Below are 17,275 nucleotides of genomic sequence, written 5' to 3' on the forward strand. Positions count from 1 at the left end.
GGCTCAGACCCCCAGCCCGCGCCGTTGGCGGGCTTTGCTGAACGCCAGGTACCACGGCAGGCTGTCGGGGTTGGCCATGGCACCCGGACTGATCACCTTGTCCAGAGGTTCACCCAATAACAGCCGCTTGATGGGCAATTCCATTTTCTTGCCGCTCAGGGTGCGCGGCACGGCCGGGACGACCCGAATGTCATCGGGCACATGGCGGGCCGACAGGCTTTCCCGGATGGCTGCCTTGATCCGCGCGCGCAGTTCGTCTGTCAGCACCTGTCCACGGCTTAGCACGACGAACAGCGGCATATAGGATTCGCGTTCCAGGTATTCCAGATCAACCATCATGCAGTCCAGGATCTCGGGAAAGGATTCCAGGATCCGGTACATTTCGGCCGTCCCCATCCGGATGCCATGGCGGTTGATGACCGTATCCGAACGACCATAGATAATGGCCCCGCCGCGCGGTGTGATGCGGATCCAGTCGCCGTGACGCCAGACGCCGGGGAACACGCCGAAATAGCTGTCGTGATAGCGGCTGTCTTCCGGGTCGTTCCAGAAATACAGCGGCATGCTGGGTATGGGCTCGGTAATGACCAGCTCACCCACCCCTTCGTCCAGCGGGCTGCCGGCATCGTCATAGACCTGCACCGCCGTTCCCAGATAGCGGCACTGCATCTCGCCCGCATAGACAGGCAATACGGGGCATGGCCCGACATATCCGGCAGCCACATCGGTGCCGCCGCTCAGGGGGGCGATCAGCACACCCGGAAGCTGCTGCGCCAGCCAGTGATAGCCTTGATCGGAAAGCGGCGAGCCCGTCGAGCCTACTGTCTTCAGACGGCCCGGGCGCACTCGTTGTCCGGCCTGAACGCCCGCCTGCCGACAGGCCTGGAAATACGCCGCACCAGCCCCGAAAAACGTCAGATCCGCCTCGCCGGCGAAATCCCACAGCACCTGCAGATCCGGATACGCAGGATCGCCGTCATACAGGCAGATCGTGGCGCCCGCCAGCAAACCCATCATCTGGACGTTCCACATGATCCAGCCGGTGGTGGTGAACCACATGAAACGATCCTGCGGCCCGATATCCATCTGCAAGGCCATGTCTTGCAGGCCCTTCACCAGGACGCCGCCATGACCATGCACAATGGGCTTGGGCAGACCCGTCGTGCCCGAGGAATACACGATCCACAAAGGATGGTCGAACGGCAGCTGCTCGAACTGCAGGGGGGCGGCAGTATCGGCGGACAGTTCTTGCCATGATAGCGCCCGGTCCAGCTGCGCATCAGGATTCAAATAGGGCAGCAGGACCACCTTGTTCAGGGTCGGCAGCGCGGCACGCAATTCCGCGACCGCCGCCAGGCGATCAAAATCCTGACCGCCATACCGATAGCCGTCGACCGCCAGCAGGACCTTGGGCGCAATCTGGCGGAACCGATCCAGCACGCTGGGGGCGCCCATGTCCGGCGAACAGCTGGACCAGACGGCCCCCAGGCTGGCGACCGCCAGGAAAGCAACCATGGTTTCAGGCAGATTAGGCAGACAGGCGGCCACCCGGTCTCCCGGCCCTACGCCCAAGGCCCGCAGCCCCTGGGCCACGGCGGCGACCTGCGTACGCAAGTCTCCCCAGGACAGGACCTGCAGGGGGCGGATTTCCGAACGCGACACAATGGCCGGGCGGTCCGGCTCATCCAGATGAAAGCGGAATACCTGTTCGGCCAGGTTCAGACGGGCGCCTTCGAACCAGCGCGCCCCCGGCATCGTGCGGCGATCCAGGACGCACTGATAAGGAGCAGAACTGCGCAGATCGAAGTATTCCCAGATCGACTGATAGAAGTCTTCCAGGTGATCAACAGACCACTGCCACAGGGCCGAGTAATCCTGAAAGGCCTTGCCCTTTTGCTGATGCAGCCAGCGCTGATAATCCGTGATGCGAGCCTGGGCGATACGTGCGGCGTCTGGCACCCACACGGGGCCGGAATCAGTGCTGCTCACCGGAAGCCTCCTCGCATTGCGCACGACGGACAAGTTACCAGCTTATACCGAATAGCCGCCTCTCGTCTTCACCTTGCATTCGCTGCCGCGCCCGCCGCATACTGAGCTTCTCATCAATCGGCTCGGAATCCGGCATGACACACGCAGACATCACTCTGGAACAGCGCGCCAGGGGTGCGCTGATGGGCGCCTACATCGGCGACGCGCTGGCCCTGGGGCCGCACTGGTACTACGACCTGGATGCCCTGCACCGCGACTATGGCAGCTGGATCACGGACTACACCGACCCCCGGCCCGAGCGCTACCATGGCGGCCTTCGGGCCGGGCAGTCTTCGCAGGCCGGCTGCATCCTGGATCTACTGGCGCAATCCCTGGTCGAACGTGGCCGCTATGACGAGCCCGATTTCTGCCGACGCCTGGACCAGGATCTGTTCCCGCAACTGGACGGCACACCGATGAACGGGCCGGGCGGCTACACCAGCCAGTCGATCCGCGAAACCTGGCGGCTGCGGGTCGGTGCGCGACGCCCCTGGGGGCAGGTATCAGGCCTGGCCGACACCACCGAAGCCGCCGAACGCATCCTGGCGCTGGCCATCCGCTACGCACTGCAGCCATCAGCGCTGGCCCGGCAGGTATCGGCCAATACGGTGCTCACCCAGCATGACACCACGGTCATGGCCATGACCGTGGCTTATGGCTGCGTATTGGGCAGTCTGGTGCGCGGCGAGCCGCTGGACACGCAGACGTCCGGACGCCTGATGGCCTTGGTGCATGACGGCGCCCTGCCCTTTCACGCAGTCACATCAAGCGGCGAACAGACCCCGCCGCCCGGCCCTGAAGCTCCCCGGCACGCGGGCCAGTTCCCGTCCCCAGACGCTTTGCTGACGGCATCTTGCGTATTGCAGGCGGCAAGCGACCCCGACATCCGCATCGAACCCGCCTGGAAAGCATCCCTGGTCTACGGCATGCCCTGCGCCGTCTACCATCAGTTTCCCGCCGCCTATTACCTGGCGGGCCGTTTTCAGGGGGATTTTGAATCTGCCGTGCTGCACGCCGTCAACGGCGGCGGCCAGAATCAGGCCCGTGCCATCCTGACCGGGGCGCTGGCCGGCGCCATCGGCGGCATCCAGTCCATCCCGGATCGCTTTCTGAGCGGACTGGAGCACAGCGATCGACGCCAGGCCTGGGCGGAACTGCTGGCGCGGCAAGCAGCTAGCGCACCGGCAGAAAATTGAAGAACAGCAACCCCTGCAGATAGTTGATGCCGATGCGCCGGACGCTCTCGTCCTGCAACTCGGCCACCAGATCCAGACGGGCGATCATGCGGCCGAATTCCCGCTCGAAGCTCAGATTGGCGACACCGTCGCCCAGCTCATTGGACAGCAGCAAGGGCCGGCCCTGGGCATCGCGGCGGCTGGCCAGCATCCAGGCGGCGATCTCCAGGTTGCGGGCGGCATTGAACACGTGCTGTGCATCTACCGAGTCAGTGACATGGAAACGGACGCGCCCGCCATGGGCCGTGATGATCATATCGGACAGCCCCAGCACAAAGGCTGCCACCCGGTCGCCGGGATAGCGAGGGTCCATGGCCACGGACAGGACCTCGATATCCTGCAGGCCGTCCAGTTCTTTGGGGACTTCGCCGGTGCGTATCCGCGCATCCCCCTGAGCCAAAGCGGATTTCAGATCAGTGAAGCCCGATTTGCGCCATTCTCCAGGATTACGCCGGTAGAGCTTTTCCAGCAGCCGGACCAGGCTGTCCATATTGTCCCGCATCGCCAGGGTCTGGACGCGGTTGATGTCATGCTGCATCAATTGGTCGGCGGAAAATGACTCGCCTTGGGGGCCATCACCCGGCGGCGCCGCGCAAGCCCCCAGCACCAGCGCCAGCATCACGACCAGAGCCCCTTGCGCAAGCTGGCGCCAGATGCCCGCGATGATCATCAGTACTGCCGCATCCGGTCCACGATGCCGGTAATGGGTTCGCCCCGCACCACGGCCCGGACCTTGCCGGCGATCTGCTGCACCGTCAAAGACATCAGGCTGGCGCCGGCGATGTGCGGCGTCACCCGGATGCGCCGGTCCGACCAGAAGCGATGTCCGGGCGGCAGCGGTTCACAGGAAAACACGTCCAGCGCCGCCCCGCGCAAACGGCCACTGTCCAGGCAGGCCAGCAGGTCGGACTCGACCAGATGGTCTCCCCGGGCGATATTGATCAGATAGGCATCGGGGCGCAATTGATCGAATACGGCGCGAGACAGAATGCCCTGCGTGTCCGCCGTCAATGGCAAAGCATTGACCAGCACCCGGGTTCGCGCCAGAAAATCAGCCAGCTCGTCCTGTCCATAGGATTGCGCGCCCGCCACCGGACGGCCGCTGCGCGACCAGACAGCCACGGGGTAATCCAATGCCGCGCACACCTGGGCGATCCGGGCGCCCATCACGCCGCCGCCCATGACACCGACCGTCCAGGCATCCCGATCGATGTCCTCCAGAGGCTGCCAGCGGGCCTGCGCCTGCAAGTCGGCGTACTGCCCCAGATCCCGGGATTCGCGGATCAGGTAATGCAGCACGTATTCCGCCATCTGCACCGCCATGCCACCGTCTTCCATGCGCACCAGCGTGATATCGGCAGGCAGATCCGGAATCTGCAGCAGGGCATCGACCCCCGCCCCCAGATTGAAGAGATGTTTCAGCTGCGGTTCGTGCGCGAACAAATCAGCAGGCGGCGCCCACACGACGGCGGCATCGGCCTGCCCCCGGGGCTGGCATGCGTCCCACAAGCGCACCTGATGTTCAGGCAAGGCCTGTTGCAAGGCGGCCACCCATTCCCGGGGGTTCGATTCGTGGCGAGAAGCGAAGACGATTTCCATAGGCAGATGAGCAGGCGCACCGCCCGGCCGGTCTATGACCACCGGTCCGCCGCGCCGAACCAAGCAAGCAAGCAGTGATGAACGACCCTAGGGAATGTAGCATAGGGGTATGCCGCATCCGCTAGACTGTGCCTGGATTGCAAACGATAGGTCAGGAGACCGGATTGACAGACAAAACCATCAACATCGCCTACACATCCGACGACTGGCGCGGCATCGCCCTATCGAATTTCAGCCTGTCGCCTTTCCTGTTGGACGACATGCTGCTGGCGTCGGTGGAGGGCTTCATTCAAGGCATCAAGTTCCCGGAAGGCCACCCTGCGCGCGCGCAGGCGTTTGCATCGACCGCCTGGCAGGCAAAGGACTGCGGACACGGCGCGCACAAAGACTTCGTCCACTGGCGTGATCGGCAGATTCCCTTTGGATCGGCGGATCATCACCGACTGGTGGAACGCGCCCTGAGGGCGAAATTCGCCCAGAACCAGGGGCTGCGCCATGTGTTGAAAACCACTCAAGGGCTGGAGATCCTGCACCAGACCGGTGAAGGCGCCGAACCTGCACTGACGTCCATCCCGGCAGCAGAATTCTGCCGGATCCTGACGGACATCCGCACAGCGCTGGATTGATCCGGCACCCCGCACGACCGGTGTATCGCAACGTCGTTCAGGGGGCGAATGACCGCCCTATCGGCCTCGCGCCGAGCCGCGGCCCGTCAGCATGCGGCCATGCACCGATTTGGCATTCTTGATCCCTGAATTGCCGCCCAGGCCGGGCCAGCGCGGCTGCTTCAGCGCAGGCTTGGAATTATTGGCAGGCTTCGCTGCTTCTTGGCCCGGCTTCTGATCTTTGTCTTTCGTGTCCATCTCATCCCCGCTGTCAGACGGCCGCCACAGAACTGTGACGACCAACCCAGCAGCATAGGCCACATCCCGAAATATTGCTCGGTGCGCCTTTGGCGCAGTCAGCGCCCGCAGACAAAAAAAGGACGGCTCTACATCATTAACGGGGGACACCCGCATTCATTAGACTTGTTTTTGCGAAGAACACGTTTAATGGAGCAATGCCGATGTCCCCAATCGATTCTATCCTAGGCATCCAGGGTCTGGTGGTACAAGCGGTCCAGCGTCACGAAGACATCCATGTCTGGGCCAAACCCAACAAACGGGCAAGCTGCCCTCGCTGCGCGGGCGACCAGGTACGCATCAAGGCCACCCACCACCGCACGCTCAAGCACACCCGCCAGGGCAATCAGCTCATGGTCCTGCACCTGACGGTGCCCAAGTACCATTGCACCGACTGCAATCGCTACTTTCGCCAGCAGTTCCCCGGCATCCGTCCCCGGCGACGGGCCACCGAGGCCTACCGCCTGGAGGTCTTCGAGGCTCATGACGGGGGCGTCAGTCAGCGCAAGCTCACCCTCACCCACCAGATCGCCAGCGCCACCGTCGAGCGCTGGTATCAGTCGTTTGTGAAGCAGCGCGTCTCCGAACTCTCGGGCAGGTCCTGCCCCCAGGTGCTAGGCATCGATGAGCACTTCTTCACCCGCAAGAAGGGCTACGCCACCACGCTCGTCGATCTGAAGAACCACAAGGTGTTCGATGTCGTGCTGGGACGCTCGGAAGCCAGCCTGCGCAGCTACCTCAAGCGCCTGCCGGGCAAGGAGCACGTGCGAGTCATCGTCATGGATCTGTCCGAGACCTACCGGCGGATCGCCCAGCAATACTTCCCCAATGCCCTGATCGTGGCCGACCGCTTCCATGTCGTGCGCCTGGTCAATCAGCATTTCCTCAAGCTCTGGCAGCAGCACGATCCCGAAGGTCGCAAGAACCGGGGCCTGCTCAGCCTGATGCGCCGCCATCACTGGAAGTTGTCCGCCGTGCAGAAGGAGCGGCTACACCGGTATTTGGCCCAAACACCCGTGCTGCAGGCGCTGTACTTCGCCAAGCAGCAGCTCAACGGTTTTCTAGTGCTTAAAGCTCTGAAAGCCAAGCGGGCCAGGAAGATGCTGCCCAAGTTCCTGGCGCTGATCCGTCAGTTCGAGCAAAGCCCCGCCAGGGCGCTGGCTACTACGCTAACATCGTGGCTGGAGCCCATCGTACGCATGTGGCGCTTCTCCAAGTCCAATGGAATCACCGAAGGATTCCATACGAAAATGGAGATGCTCTCGCGCAGAGCCTATGGCTTCAGAAATTTTGAGAATTACCGCATGAGAGTCTTGGCTCAATGCGGTTGGAACGGTGTCATCAACCGGGTCTGATGAATGCCCATCCCCCGTTAATGGGGTAGAGCCAAAAGGACCTGGATTTTCATCCAAGTCCTTGATAATCCTGGTGGGCTGTGACAGACTCGAACTGTCGACCGACGGATTAAGAGTCCGCTGCTCTACCAACTGAGCTAACAGCCCTTCGCAAATTTCGCGAAGAACGAAACTATACACCCATTCACGATACGGCGCAAAAACGTCGTGTGCCGTATCGGATCAGTGCTGTCCGCGCAGAATCAAATGGCCCGGGCCAACTGGGCAGCCAGGCCGATATAGCTGCGCGGCGTCATCGCCAACAAACGGGCCTTGGGTTCCGCCGGCAGATCCAGGCCCGTAATGAATTCACGCAAAGCATCCTGGGTGATGCCCTTGCCGCGTGTCAGCGCCTTGAGCTGTTCATAGGGGTGCGGCAAACCATGGCGGCGCATGACGGTCTGAACGGGTTCGGCCAGGATTTCCCAGCAGGCGTCGATGTCGGCATCGATGGCCGCAGCATTCAGTTCCAGCTTGCCCAGGCCGCGCAGGCAGGCATCGTAGGCGACCAGGCTGTAGCCCAGGGCCACACCCAGATTGCGCAACACGGTGGAATCGGTCAGGTCGCGCTGCCAACGCGAGATCGGCAGTTTTTCCGACAGATGCCGCAGCATGGCGTTGGCCAGCCCCAGATTGCCTTCGGAATTCTCGAAATCGATGGGGTTGACCTTGTGCGGCATGGTGGATGAACCGACCTCGCCGTCTTTCAGGCGCTGCTTGAAATACCCCAAGGACACATAGCCCCAGATATCCCGATTCAGGTCCAGCAGGATGGTATTGGCGCGAGCGATGGCGTCGAACAGCGCCGCCATCCAGTCGTGCGGCTCGATCTGGATCGAATACGGATTCTGGGTCAGGTCCAGGCCGCCCAGCACGCCGCCGGCAAAGGCGGGCCAGTCGATATCCGGGTAGGCGGCCAGGTGAGCGTTGTAATTGCCGGTGGCGCCGTTCATCTTCGCCAGCGGCTGCACGGCGCGAATGGCGTCCAGCGCGCGGTCCAGGCGGGCGACCACATTGGCGAATTCCTTGCCGATGGTGCTGGGCGTGGCCGGCTGGCCGTGCGTGCGCGACAACAGGGGCTGATCCGCATGCTGGCGGGCCAATTCACGCAGCCGTTCCACGACCGATTCCAGCGCCGGCACGACCGACTGCGAACGCGCCCGGCCCAGCATCAGGGCGTGCGACGTATTGTTGATGTCTTCCGACGTGCAGGCGAAGTGGATGAATTCAGCAGCCTGCGACAGTTCCGCATCATCGGCCACCTGCTCTTTCAGCCAATACTCCACGGCCTTGACGTCATGGTTCGTGGTGCGTTCGATGGCCTTGATCCGGGCCGCATCGCTTTCCGAAAAACTCTGCACCAAAGCCTGCAGCCGCGCGCGCGCCGCCGGCGAAAAAGCGGACAGCTCCGGCAGGCCGGCATCCGACAGGCCGATCAGCCAGGCGATTTCCACCTCGACGCGATGCGCCATGAAACCGGCTTCCGACAGAAAAGGCCGCAAGGAATCGGCTTTCGCCGCATAGCGCCCATCCAAGGGCGACAGCGCATTCAGAGCGCTCAGGGAGGAATCGATCTGCATCTTGAACCAGTGGATGATGGGCGCCGGCAAGCAGCCCCCATAGGAACGGCAATCTTGCCGCAGAGGGGTCAAGCAGCGATTCTAACATTTGACTCTGGTGTCAAGACTTTGGGCGGATATACCACACCCATCGGCCGAATCAGCCCAAAAGAGGACTGGACCGACCTGACTTCCCGGACCGCCGGTCCAGCCCTGATATACTTTTTGAGCCTTAGACTTTCCCCGGTTTGCCATGAGATTGATTGCTTCCCTGTCCAGTCCCTACGTCCGCAAAGTCCGGATTGTGCTGGCAGAGAAAAAACTCGACTACGAACTGGTTCTGGACGACCCATGGGCGGCCGGCGGGCAGACTGCCGTCCATAACCCTCTGGGCAAGATCCCCTGCCTGATCCTGGACGAAAACGAAGCCTTGTTCGATTCACGAGTGATCGTGGAATATCTGGACACGCTCTCGCCGGTCGGGCGCCTGATCCCGCCGCCAGGGCGTGAACGAATCGTCACCAAACACTGGGAAGCCACGGCCGACGGCATCATGGATGCCGCCACCAGCATCGTCCAAGAAACCCGTCGCCGTCCCGCAGAGCAACAAAGCACTGCCTGGATCGAGCGCCAGACCGGCAAGATTCATGCGGCTCTGGACTATATGGACAGTCTGCTGGGCGAACAGCCCTACTGCGTCGGGGTCAATCTGTGCCTGGCCGACATCGCCGTCGGCGCCGCCTTGGGCTACCTGGATTTTCGCAATCCCAATCTGGACTGGCGGGCGCAGCACGCCAATCTGGCCCGTCTGGCTGAAAAGCTGGATGACCGGCCATCCTTCCTATCCACCCGCCCCCCTGCCAACTGATATGCATCAGGCCCCGATGGGGCCTGATGGTTTGACGCCGACTGAACGCTCCATTGCAAGACTAGGCGATCACGCCGCCCCCCAGGCAGACGTCCCCGGCATACAGCACAGCCGACTGCCCTGGCGTCACCGCCCATTGCGGCGTCTCAAACGACAGATCGAAAGCGGCCGCATCGCGCACTGCCAGCGTGCAGGCGGTGTCGGTCTGCCGATAGCGGGTCTTGGCCCCATAGGCGCCGGGCGCAGGGGGCTCTCCGGCCACCCAGCTGGCATCCTGCGCCGCCAGGGTCGGCGTCAACAGCCAGGGATGGTCATGACCTTGCACGACGTACAGGGTATTGCCGGCCATATCCTTACGGGCTACATACCAGGCATCCGCCGTTCCGTCAGCACGCTGGGCGCCCTGTATTCCGCCGATCCCCAGGCCTTTACGCTGGCCCAGCGTATAAAAGGCCAGCCCCTGATGCGATCCCAGCACCAGGCCTTCCGGTGTGCGCATGGGGCCGGGCTTGGTCGGCAAATAGCGGTTCAGGAATTCCCGGAAAGGCCTCTCGCCGATGAAGCAGATCCCGGTGGAATCCTTTTTGGCGGCATTGGGCAAACCGATCTCAAGAGCGATCCGCCGCACCTCGGTCTTGTGGATTTCCCCCAAGGGGAACACCGTGCGGGATAGCTGCGCCTGATTCAGACGGTGCAGAAAATAGCTTTGATCCTTGCTGGCATCGACCGCTTTCAGCAACTGGGTGCGCAGGCCGGCTGCCGTGTGCACACGCCGCACCCGGGCGTAATGGCCTGTAGCGATATAGTCCGCCCCCAAGCCCATCGCATGATCCAGAAAGGCCTTGAATTTGATTTCCGCGTTGCACAGCACGTCAGGATTGGGGGTCCGGCCCGCTGAATATTCCCGCAGGAATTCCGCAAAGACGCGGTCCTTGTATTCCGCGGCGAAGTTCACGGCCTCGATATCGACTCCAACCACGTCGGCCACGCTGGCCGCATCCAGCCAATCCTGGCGTGACGAGCAATATTCGCTGTCGTCATCGTCTTCCCAGTTCTTCATGAACAGGCCGATGACCTGATAGCCCTGCTGTTTCAGCAACCAGGCCGTCACGGAAGAATCCACGCCTCCGGACATTCCCACCACGATGCGCGCACCGGGGGCGGGCATGCCGGAGGCCGTCATATCCACATCAGCCATGCATGGCCTCGTCCACGGTTTCGATCCAATGCCGCACCGGCGTGTCTGTGCCGCTTTGCAGGTGGCAGATGCAACCGATGTTCGACGACACGATGGTGTCGGGCAAGGCCGTCTGGATCGCCTGTAATTTGCGATCCCTCAGAGTCTTGGACAGCACCGGCTGCGTAATGGAGTAGGTACCAGCCGAACCGCAGCATAGATGGGCTTCGCCGAAGGCCTGCAGATCAAAGCCCAGATCCGTCAGCAGGCGCTCGGTCAGCGGGCGCAGGCCTTGCCAATGCTGCAGGGTACAGGGCGGGTGAAAAGCGCTGCGCCCAGGCGACTGGCGCATCTTGGCGCGCACATCCGCCGCCAGGGGCGCCAGGAATTCGGCGATGTCCTTGACGTAGTCCATCAAGCGCGCAGCGCGCTCGGCATAGGCGGGGTCATGCTGCAAATGATGGGCGTAGTCCTTGATCATGCCGCCGCACCCGGAGGCATTGACCACCACGGCCTCGACCTGACCTGATTCCAGCAGCGGCAGCCAGGCATCCACATTGGCCCGCATCTGCGCACGGGCGGCTTCCTGGGCATCCAGGTGAAAATTGATGGCCCCGCAGCAGCCCGACCCGGCGGCAAAGCGTGTACCGACGCCAACGGCATCCAGCACGCGCTGCGTCGCGGCGTCGATGGACGGCATCATGGCGGGCTGCACGCAATTGCTGAGCATCAACACCTGGCGGGCATGACGCTGCGGCTGAACGGGCAAGGCCCCTGCAGGCCGCGCCACGGCGATCTTGCCCTGCAGAACCGCCGGCAAGACCGGCCGCACCCAGCGGCCTACGCGATACAGGGGGCCGAAGGCCGGCGACAGCATCAGATGCCGCAAGACGCTGCGCAACAGGCGCTGGTGCCAGGGCCGCTCGACCCGTTCACTGATCAGCTGCCGGCCGATATCCACCAGCTTGCCGTATTCCACCCCCGAAGGGCAGGTGGTCTCGCAATTGCGGCAGGTCAGACAGCGATCCAGGTGCTGCTGCGTGACATAGGTGGGCTGGACGCCTTCCAGAATCTGCTTGATCTGATAGATCCGGCCGCGCGGGCTGTCGAGCTCGTCCCCCAGGATCTGGTAGGTGGGGCAGGTGGCCAGACAGAAGCCGCAATGCACGCAACGCCGCAGGATGGCATCGGCCTCCTGGCCGATGTCCGTGCCTTGCGCCCATTGGGCAAGTTGGGTTTGCATGATGAGTCCTTAGAATTCCGGCACCAGGCGGCGCGGATTGAAAACGCTGCTGGAATCGAATTCCTGTTTGAGCCGCCGGTGGATCTGCATCACGCCGGCTGCCAGAGGATGAAAAGTCGCCACATCGCGGGAGACGCCGCCGCGATGGTACAAGCAGGCGGAGCCGCCCAGGGCTTGGACCCTGGCCCGCAAGGCGGCGGCATCCTGATCGCCAGCCAGCCAGCGCAGGCCGCCGCCCCATTCATGCAGGGTCGGCCCCAGGCCCAAGACCGACACGCGCGGCGGCAGACTCAGGCGCCACAAAGGCCGCTGATGGAAAAACACATGGCTCTGATCCCGCAGACTCAGCCAAAAGGCCTGCGCCTGATCGTCCGGCAGGGCTTCGCCGCCGATCGTGGCCTGTCCCTGCCGCACCGCCGACTCGTTGCCCGACAGCCGGATCAGCAGGCGCCCTGCCCCCCCCGTCTCGTCCGGCGTCCAGGCCGTGGCCGATACCGGAATGGGCCGGGATCGCCACAGCAGACATTGGCGCAAAGCGCCTGCCTCGTCCAACTCCAGCACACGGGTCGCTTCGCACCGCGGCCGAGGCACGACCTTGATGGAAATCTCCACCAAAGCGCCCAGCACGCCCAGGGATCCGGCCAGCAGACGGGATACGTCATAGCCGGCCACGTTTTTCATGACCTCGCCGCCAAAGCGCAGGATATTGCCATCGGCATTGAGCAGTCGCGTGCCCAGGACAAAATCCGCCAGCCCTCCCGCCGCCAGTCGGCGCGGACCGGACAGACCGGTCGCCACGCAGCCGCCCAGCGTGCCGGCAGCCCCAAAACGAGGCGGTTCGAAAGCCAGCATCTGGCCTTGCGAGGCCAACAGATCTTCGATCTCGGCCAGCGGGGTGCCCGCCCGTGCGGTCAATACCAGTTCGGACGGTTCGTAACCCACGACGCCGTGATAGACCGACAGATCCAGCCAGCCGGCAGAGCCATCGTCGGCCAGCGGCTCGCCATAAAACAGCCGGGTGCCGCCGCCTCGGATCATCAGGGGTTTTTTGGCGGCACGCGCCGTCACCACCTGCTCACTCAGTTCAGACAGGACGAATTCCATAGGATCGCTTCAGAAACGGGGGATGTCGGGAAAGCGCAGCTCACCCTGATGCACATGCATTTTCCCGTACTCGGCGCAACGCACCAAGGTAGGAATGAGCTTCAGGGGATTGAGCAGGCCATAGGGATCGAAGGCGCGCTTGAAGGCCGAAAAGGCGTCCAGTTCCTCGCGAGAGAACTGTGTGCACATCTGATTGATCTTTTCGAGACCCACGCCGTGTTCGCCCGTGATGGTGCCGCCGACCTCGACGCACAATTCCAGGATGGCGGCGCCGAAGGCTTCGGCGCGCTCGACCTCGTCGGGCTGATTGGCATCGAACAAAATCAGCGGATGCAGATTGCCGTCCCCGGCATGAAAGACGTTCGAACACCGCAAGCCGTATTCCGTTTCCATCTGGGCGATGGCGCCCAGCACCCGCCCCAGATGGCGGCGCGGAATGGTGCCGTCCATGCAGTAGTAATCGGGCGAAATGCGGCCGGCAGCCGGAAAAGCGTTCTTGCGCCCGGCCCAGAATTTCAAGCGTTCCGCTTCGGATGCGGATATCTGCAGGCGGGTGGCGCCGACCTCGCGCAGCAAGGTCTCGACCCGGGCGATTTCTTCCGCCACTTCGTCGGGCGTGCCGTCGGATTCACAGAGCAAGATGGCCTCGGCATCCAGGTCGTAGCCGGCCTGCACAAAGGGCTCGACCATGTGCACGGAACGCTTGTCCATCAATTCCAGGCCCGCCGGGATGATGCCGTCGGCGATGATGCGCGTCACCCCCTGCCCCGCCAGTTCCACGCTGGGGAAACTGGCCATCACGACTCGCGCCAGCTGCGGACGCGGAATCAGGCGCACCGTGACTTCCGTTACCAGACCCAGCATGCCCTCGGAACCGACAAAGGACTGCAGCAGGTTCAGCCCCGGCGCATCGGGGGCTTCACCGCCCAGCTCGATGACTTCGCCCTCGATGGTGACCATGCGCACCCGCAGCACGTTGTGCACGGTCAAGCCGTATTTCAGGCAATGCACCCCGCCAGAATTTTCGGCGACGTTGCCGCCGATCGAGCAGGCGATCTGGCTGGACGGGTCCGGCGCATAGTACAGACCATATGGGGCGGCGGCCTCGGAGATCGCCAGATTGCGCACGCCGGGCCCGACCACGGCGGTGCAGGCCTGCGGGTCCAGGCGCACGATATGGTTCAGCTTGGCCAGGCCGATGACCACACCCTGCGGGTGCGGTGTGGCGCCGCCCGACAGACCGGTGCCCGACCCCCTGGGCACCACCGGAATATTGTGTTCGCGGCAGGCCTTCAGCAAGGCGATGACCTGGGCCTCGTTTTCGGGCAACACCACCACCGGCGGCAATTCGCGGTACAGGGACAGGCCATCGCACTCGTACACACGGGTCTGATCCACGCGGGTCAGAATGCAGTGGGCCGGCAGATCGGCGCCGACCTGGGCCAGGAATCCAGGAAAATCCGGCACAAGCGCCTGCGCTTCGACTGCCGGGATAGCGATGTCCATGAAAGATCCTTGGGGTTCAGGCTGCCGGAGCCGGGGGCAGCATTTTGCCCGGATTGAGGATATTGCGCGGATCGAGCGAGGCTTTCAACGACCGCATGATGTCCAGCGCATCGGCGCCGTGTTCGGATTGCATGAAGACCTGCTTGTGCAGGCCCACGCCATGTTCACCAGTGCAGGTGCCGTCCATGGCAATGGCGCGTTCCACCAGACGATGGTTCAGGCGTTCGGACTCGGCCCACTCATCCGGGCGATCAGGATCGAGCAGCATCAGGACATGGAAATTGCCGTCTCCGACGTGCCCGACGATGGTGTAGGGAAACGGCGCCTGATCCAGTTCGCGTGCGGTTTCCCCGACGCATTCGGCCAGACGCGAAATGGGCACGCAGACGTCGGTGGTGCTGGCCCGGCAGCCGGGCCGCAAGCCCAGGCCGGCGAAATAGGCGTTATGGCGGGCAGTCCACAGGCGGCTGCGGTCTTCGGGGCGTTCCGCCCAGTCGAAATCCTGGCCGCCGTGTTCATGCGTGATCTGCTGGACGGATTCCGCCTGCTCGCGCACGGCCGCAGGGCTGCCGTGAAATTCGAACAGCAGCAGCGGGGATTCGCGCAGCGTCAGGTGGCTATAACGGTTGGTCGCCCGCACTGCGCCGGCATCCATGAACTCCACCCGCGCGACAGGAATGCCCATCTGGATGACGTCGATGACGCTGCGCACGGCGGCATCCAGATCCGGAAAATTGCAGATGGCTGCTGAAACCGCCTCTGGCTGGGGATACAGGCGCACCGTGACCTCCACGATGATGCCCAGCGTGCCTTCACTGCCTACGAACAGGCGCGTCAGGTCGTAACCCGAGGAGGATTTGCGCGCCCGGTTGGCAGTCTCGATCACCCGGCCATCGGCCGTGACGACCTTCAGCGACATGACGTTCTCACGCATCGTGCCGTAGCGCACGGCATTGGTGCCCGAGGCCCGGGTCGCCGACATGCCGCCCAGGCTGGCATCAGCCCCCGGGTCGATGGGAAAGAACAGACCGGTGTCCCGCAAGGACTCGTTCAGCTGCTTGCGGGTGACGCCCGCCTGCACGGTAGCGGTGAAGTCTTCCGCATGCACCGTCAGGATCCGGTTCATGCGCGACATATCCAGGCAGACCCCGCCCTGCACGGCCAACAGGTGGCCTTCCAGGGACGAACCCGCCCCATACGGAATCAGCGCAATGCGGTGCGCATGGCAGTGCCGCGCCACCCAGGCGACATCATCCACCGACTCGGCGTAGACGACGGCATCGGGCGGCATGGCCGGATAGGGCGATTCGTCGCGTCCGTGGTGATCCCGCACGGCCTGCGCCGTCGAACAGCGGTCCGCGAAGCGGGACTGCAAGGCATCCAGAAAACCTGCCGGCAAGGGACGCGGCTGCGGCGCAAACTGCAAGATATCCATCATCGATCCTGAAAACAGCGGATTTTCCCCGGCGGCCGGCAGGCCGGCCAGGCACGAATCAGGCGGCGCTGCCCACGGATTCCGACCGCACCGAAGTCAGGCGCTGGCGGCGAGTCTGGACAGCGGCGGACAGGCGTTCCAGCAACGACACGGAAACATCCCAATCCACACAACCGTCGGTAATGCTCTGACCATACACCAGCGAACGGCCAGCGACCAAATCCTGGCGCCCCCCGACCAGATGGCTTTCGATCATGACGCCGAACAGCCGGGCATCGCCGCCCTCGACTTGCTGGCAGATGTCTTCGATGACTTCAGGCTGACGGCTGTAGTCCTTATGGCTATTGGCATGGCTGGCGTCGACCATGACGCGCTGGCGCATACCCGCTTTCTCCAGGGATTCGGCAGCCGCCTGTACGAATTCGGCCTGGTAGTTGGGCGCTTTGCCGCCGCGCAGGATCACATGGCAGTCGTCGTTGCCGCGCGTGGCCACGATAGCGGAATGACCGCCCTTGGTCACCGACAGGAAATAGTGGGAATTGGCCGCCGCTTTCAGGGCGTCGATGGCGATGCGCGTGTCGCCGGTCGTGCCGTTCTTGAACCCCACCGGGCAGGATAAGCCCGACGCCAGTTCGCGGTGCACCTGGCTTTCGGTGGTGCGCGCGCCGATCGCCCCCCAGGACACCAGATCGGCGATGTACTGCGGCGTGATCATGTCCAGGAACTCGCAACCGGCGGGCAAGCCCAGGGCGTTGACGTCGATCAGCAATTCGCGCGCCGTGCGCAAGCCCTGATTGATATCGAAACTGCCGTCCAGACCGGGATCATTGATCAAGCCTTTCCAGCCTACCGTGGTGCGCGGCTTTTCGAAATACACCCGCATGATGATTTCCAGATCGGCGGCAAAGCGCTGGCGCTGCTCGGCCAGACGGCCGGCATATTCCAAAGCGGCCTTGGTATCGTGGATGGAACACGGGCCGATCACCACCACCAGGCGGTCGTCCTGACCGACCAGCACATCGTGCACGGCATGCCGGGCGTCATGCACGGTGCGTGAAATCGCCGGCGTGCACGGAAATTCGCGCATCACGTGGGCAGGCGGGGCGAGTTCGCGGATTTCTCGGATGCGGATATCGTCGGTATTGTGTGACACGGTCTTGCTCCAATCATGAACCGGATGTGCGAGGCGACAACAAAAAAGCCGCCTGGCAGGGCCGGCGGCTTT

The 17,275-nt window shown here is 63.3% G+C and carries 15 protein-coding genes and 1 tRNA gene; 4 read left to right on the top strand and 12 right to left on the bottom strand.

Going from position 1 to position 17,275, the window contains the following annotated elements; all coding sequences use genetic code 11:
• Positions 1-3: 3 nt before the first annotated feature.
• A complete protein-coding gene (locus VDP79_RS01780) occupies positions 4-1,989 on the bottom strand; it encodes an acetoacetate--CoA ligase (RefSeq protein WP_323016527.1) in 1,986 nt (661 codons plus the stop codon).
• 134 nt (positions 1,990-2,123) lie between these two features.
• Here VDP79_RS01780 and VDP79_RS01785 point away from each other — a divergent pair, with 134 nt between their 5' ends.
• The gene (locus tag VDP79_RS01785; RefSeq protein WP_323016528.1) at positions 2,124-3,224 is read left to right on the top strand and encodes an ADP-ribosylglycohydrolase family protein; all 1,101 of its coding nucleotides are present in this window, start codon (positions 2,124-2,126) and stop codon (positions 3,222-3,224) included.
• Here the strand turns inward: VDP79_RS01785 and VDP79_RS01790 are convergent.
• Together VDP79_RS01790 and VDP79_RS01795 are read right to left on the bottom strand one after the other, a co-directional pair.
• Entirely contained in the window at positions 3,202-3,933 is a 732-nt protein-coding gene (locus VDP79_RS01790) for a hypothetical protein (protein ID WP_323016529.1), read from the bottom strand. The two genes, VDP79_RS01785 and VDP79_RS01790, sit on opposite strands and share 23 nt — an antisense overlap.
• Entirely contained in the window at positions 3,933-4,862 is a 930-nt protein-coding gene (locus tag VDP79_RS01795; protein WP_323016530.1) for a glyoxylate/hydroxypyruvate reductase A, read from the bottom strand. The genes VDP79_RS01790 and VDP79_RS01795 overlap by 1 nt, the downstream gene beginning before the upstream one ends.
• Before the next feature lie 164 nt (positions 4,863-5,026).
• Between VDP79_RS01795 and VDP79_RS01800 the strand changes: the two genes are divergently transcribed.
• Positions 5,027-5,488, top strand: a complete 462-nt coding sequence (locus VDP79_RS01800; RefSeq protein ID WP_323016531.1) for a hypothetical protein — start codon at positions 5,027-5,029, stop codon at positions 5,486-5,488.
• Positions 5,489-5,545: 57 nt separating this feature from the next.
• Here the strand turns inward: VDP79_RS01800 and VDP79_RS01805 are convergent, their stop codons facing one another.
• Positions 5,546-5,725 (bottom strand): hypothetical protein, encoded by a 180-nt coding sequence (locus tag VDP79_RS01805; protein ID WP_323016532.1) that lies wholly within the window; start codon positions 5,723-5,725, stop codon positions 5,546-5,548.
• 203 nt (positions 5,726-5,928) lie between these two features.
• Between VDP79_RS01805 and VDP79_RS01810 the strand changes: the two genes are divergently transcribed.
• Positions 5,929-7,119 (top strand): ISL3 family transposase, encoded by a 1,191-nt coding sequence (locus tag VDP79_RS01810; RefSeq protein WP_323016533.1) that lies wholly within the window; start codon positions 5,929-5,931, stop codon positions 7,117-7,119.
• 71 nt (positions 7,120-7,190) lie between these two features.
• Here the strand turns inward: VDP79_RS01810 and VDP79_RS01815 are convergent.
• Both VDP79_RS01815 and purB read right to left on the bottom strand, forming a co-directional pair.
• Positions 7,191-7,266: transfer RNA gene (locus VDP79_RS01815), tRNA-Lys, on the bottom strand.
• Positions 7,267-7,361: 95 nt separating this feature from the next.
• The gene (purB, locus tag VDP79_RS01820; RefSeq protein ID WP_323016993.1) at positions 7,362-8,738 is read right to left on the bottom strand and encodes an adenylosuccinate lyase; all 1,377 of its coding nucleotides are present in this window, start codon (positions 8,736-8,738) and stop codon (positions 7,362-7,364) included.
• Between the two features lie 232 nt (positions 8,739-8,970).
• Here purB and VDP79_RS01825 point away from each other — a divergent pair, with 232 nt between their 5' ends.
• Positions 8,971-9,585, top strand: a complete 615-nt coding sequence (locus tag VDP79_RS01825) for a glutathione S-transferase N-terminal domain-containing protein (protein ID WP_323016534.1) — start codon at positions 8,971-8,973, stop codon at positions 9,583-9,585.
• Between the two features lie 61 nt (positions 9,586-9,646).
• Here the strand turns inward: VDP79_RS01825 and mnmA are convergent, their stop codons facing one another.
• Genes mnmA through aroG form a run of 6 tightly spaced genes read right to left on the bottom strand, consistent with a single transcriptional unit; the run spans position 9,647 to position 17,203 of the window.
• Positions 9,647-10,783 (bottom strand): tRNA 2-thiouridine(34) synthase MnmA, encoded by a 1,137-nt coding sequence (gene mnmA, locus VDP79_RS01830; protein WP_323016535.1) that lies wholly within the window; start codon positions 10,781-10,783, stop codon positions 9,647-9,649.
• Positions 10,776-12,005 (bottom strand): glycolate oxidase subunit GlcF, encoded by a 1,230-nt coding sequence (glcF, locus tag VDP79_RS01835; RefSeq protein WP_323016536.1) that lies wholly within the window; start codon positions 12,003-12,005, stop codon positions 10,776-10,778. Before glcF ends, mnmA begins: the two co-directional genes overlap by 8 nt.
• Before the next feature lie 9 nt (positions 12,006-12,014).
• The gene (gene glcE / locus VDP79_RS01840) at positions 12,015-13,109 is read right to left on the bottom strand and encodes a glycolate oxidase subunit GlcE (protein ID WP_323016537.1); all 1,095 of its coding nucleotides are present in this window, start codon (positions 13,107-13,109) and stop codon (positions 12,015-12,017) included.
• Between the two features lie 9 nt (positions 13,110-13,118).
• A complete protein-coding gene (locus tag VDP79_RS01845) occupies positions 13,119-14,615 on the bottom strand; it encodes an FAD-linked oxidase C-terminal domain-containing protein (protein ID WP_323016538.1) in 1,497 nt (498 codons plus the stop codon).
• 16 nt (positions 14,616-14,631) lie between these two features.
• Positions 14,632-16,053: an FAD-binding oxidoreductase gene (locus tag VDP79_RS01850; RefSeq protein WP_323016539.1), complete on the bottom strand. Its 1,422-nt coding sequence runs from the start codon at positions 16,051-16,053 to the stop codon at positions 14,632-14,634.
• 55 nt (positions 16,054-16,108) lie between these two features.
• Entirely contained in the window at positions 16,109-17,203 is a 1,095-nt protein-coding gene (gene aroG / locus VDP79_RS01855; RefSeq protein WP_323016540.1) for a 3-deoxy-7-phosphoheptulonate synthase AroG, read from the bottom strand.
• Positions 17,204-17,275 lie beyond the last annotated feature (72 nt).

The sequence above is a fragment of the Castellaniella sp. genome, assembly GCF_034675905.1.
Classification (GTDB): Bacteria; Pseudomonadota; Gammaproteobacteria; order Burkholderiales; family Burkholderiaceae_B; genus Castellaniella.

What these genes read in the sequence shown, in the direction of transcription:
- VDP79_RS01805 (WP_323016532.1), bottom strand. Translation starts at nt 5,725, where the DNA reads ATGGACACGAAAGACAAAGATCAGAAGCCGGGCCAAGAAGCAGCGAAG.
- VDP79_RS01825 (WP_323016534.1), top strand. Translation starts at nt 8,971, where the DNA reads ATGAGATTGATTGCTTCCCTGTCCAGTCCCTACGTCCGCAAAGTCCGG.
- VDP79_RS01795 (WP_323016530.1), bottom strand. Translation starts at nt 4,862, where the DNA reads ATGGAAATCGTCTTCGCTTCTCGCCACGAATCGAACCCCCGGGAATGG.
- VDP79_RS01785 (WP_323016528.1), top strand. Translation starts at nt 2,124, where the DNA reads ATGACACACGCAGACATCACTCTGGAACAGCGCGCCAGGGGTGCGCTG.
- VDP79_RS01810 (WP_323016533.1), top strand. Translation starts at nt 5,929, where the DNA reads ATGTCCCCAATCGATTCTATCCTAGGCATCCAGGGTCTGGTGGTACAA.
- glcF (WP_323016536.1), bottom strand. Translation starts at nt 12,005, where the DNA reads ATGCAAACCCAACTTGCCCAATGGGCGCAAGGCACGGACATCGGCCAG.
- glcE (WP_323016537.1), bottom strand. Translation starts at nt 13,109, where the DNA reads ATGGAATTCGTCCTGTCTGAACTGAGTGAGCAGGTGGTGACGGCGCGT.
- mnmA (WP_323016535.1), bottom strand. Translation starts at nt 10,783, where the DNA reads ATGGCTGATGTGGATATGACGGCCTCCGGCATGCCCGCCCCCGGTGCG.
- VDP79_RS01845 (WP_323016538.1), bottom strand. Translation starts at nt 14,615, where the DNA reads ATGGACATCGCTATCCCGGCAGTCGAAGCGCAGGCGCTTGTGCCGGAT.
- purB (WP_323016993.1), bottom strand. Translation starts at nt 8,738, where the DNA reads ATGCAGATCGATTCCTCCCTGAGCGCTCTGAATGCGCTGTCGCCCTTG.
- VDP79_RS01850 (WP_323016539.1), bottom strand. Translation starts at nt 16,053, where the DNA reads ATGATGGATATCTTGCAGTTTGCGCCGCAGCCGCGTCCCTTGCCGGCA.
- VDP79_RS01790 (WP_323016529.1), bottom strand. Translation starts at nt 3,933, where the DNA reads ATGATCATCGCGGGCATCTGGCGCCAGCTTGCGCAAGGGGCTCTGGTC.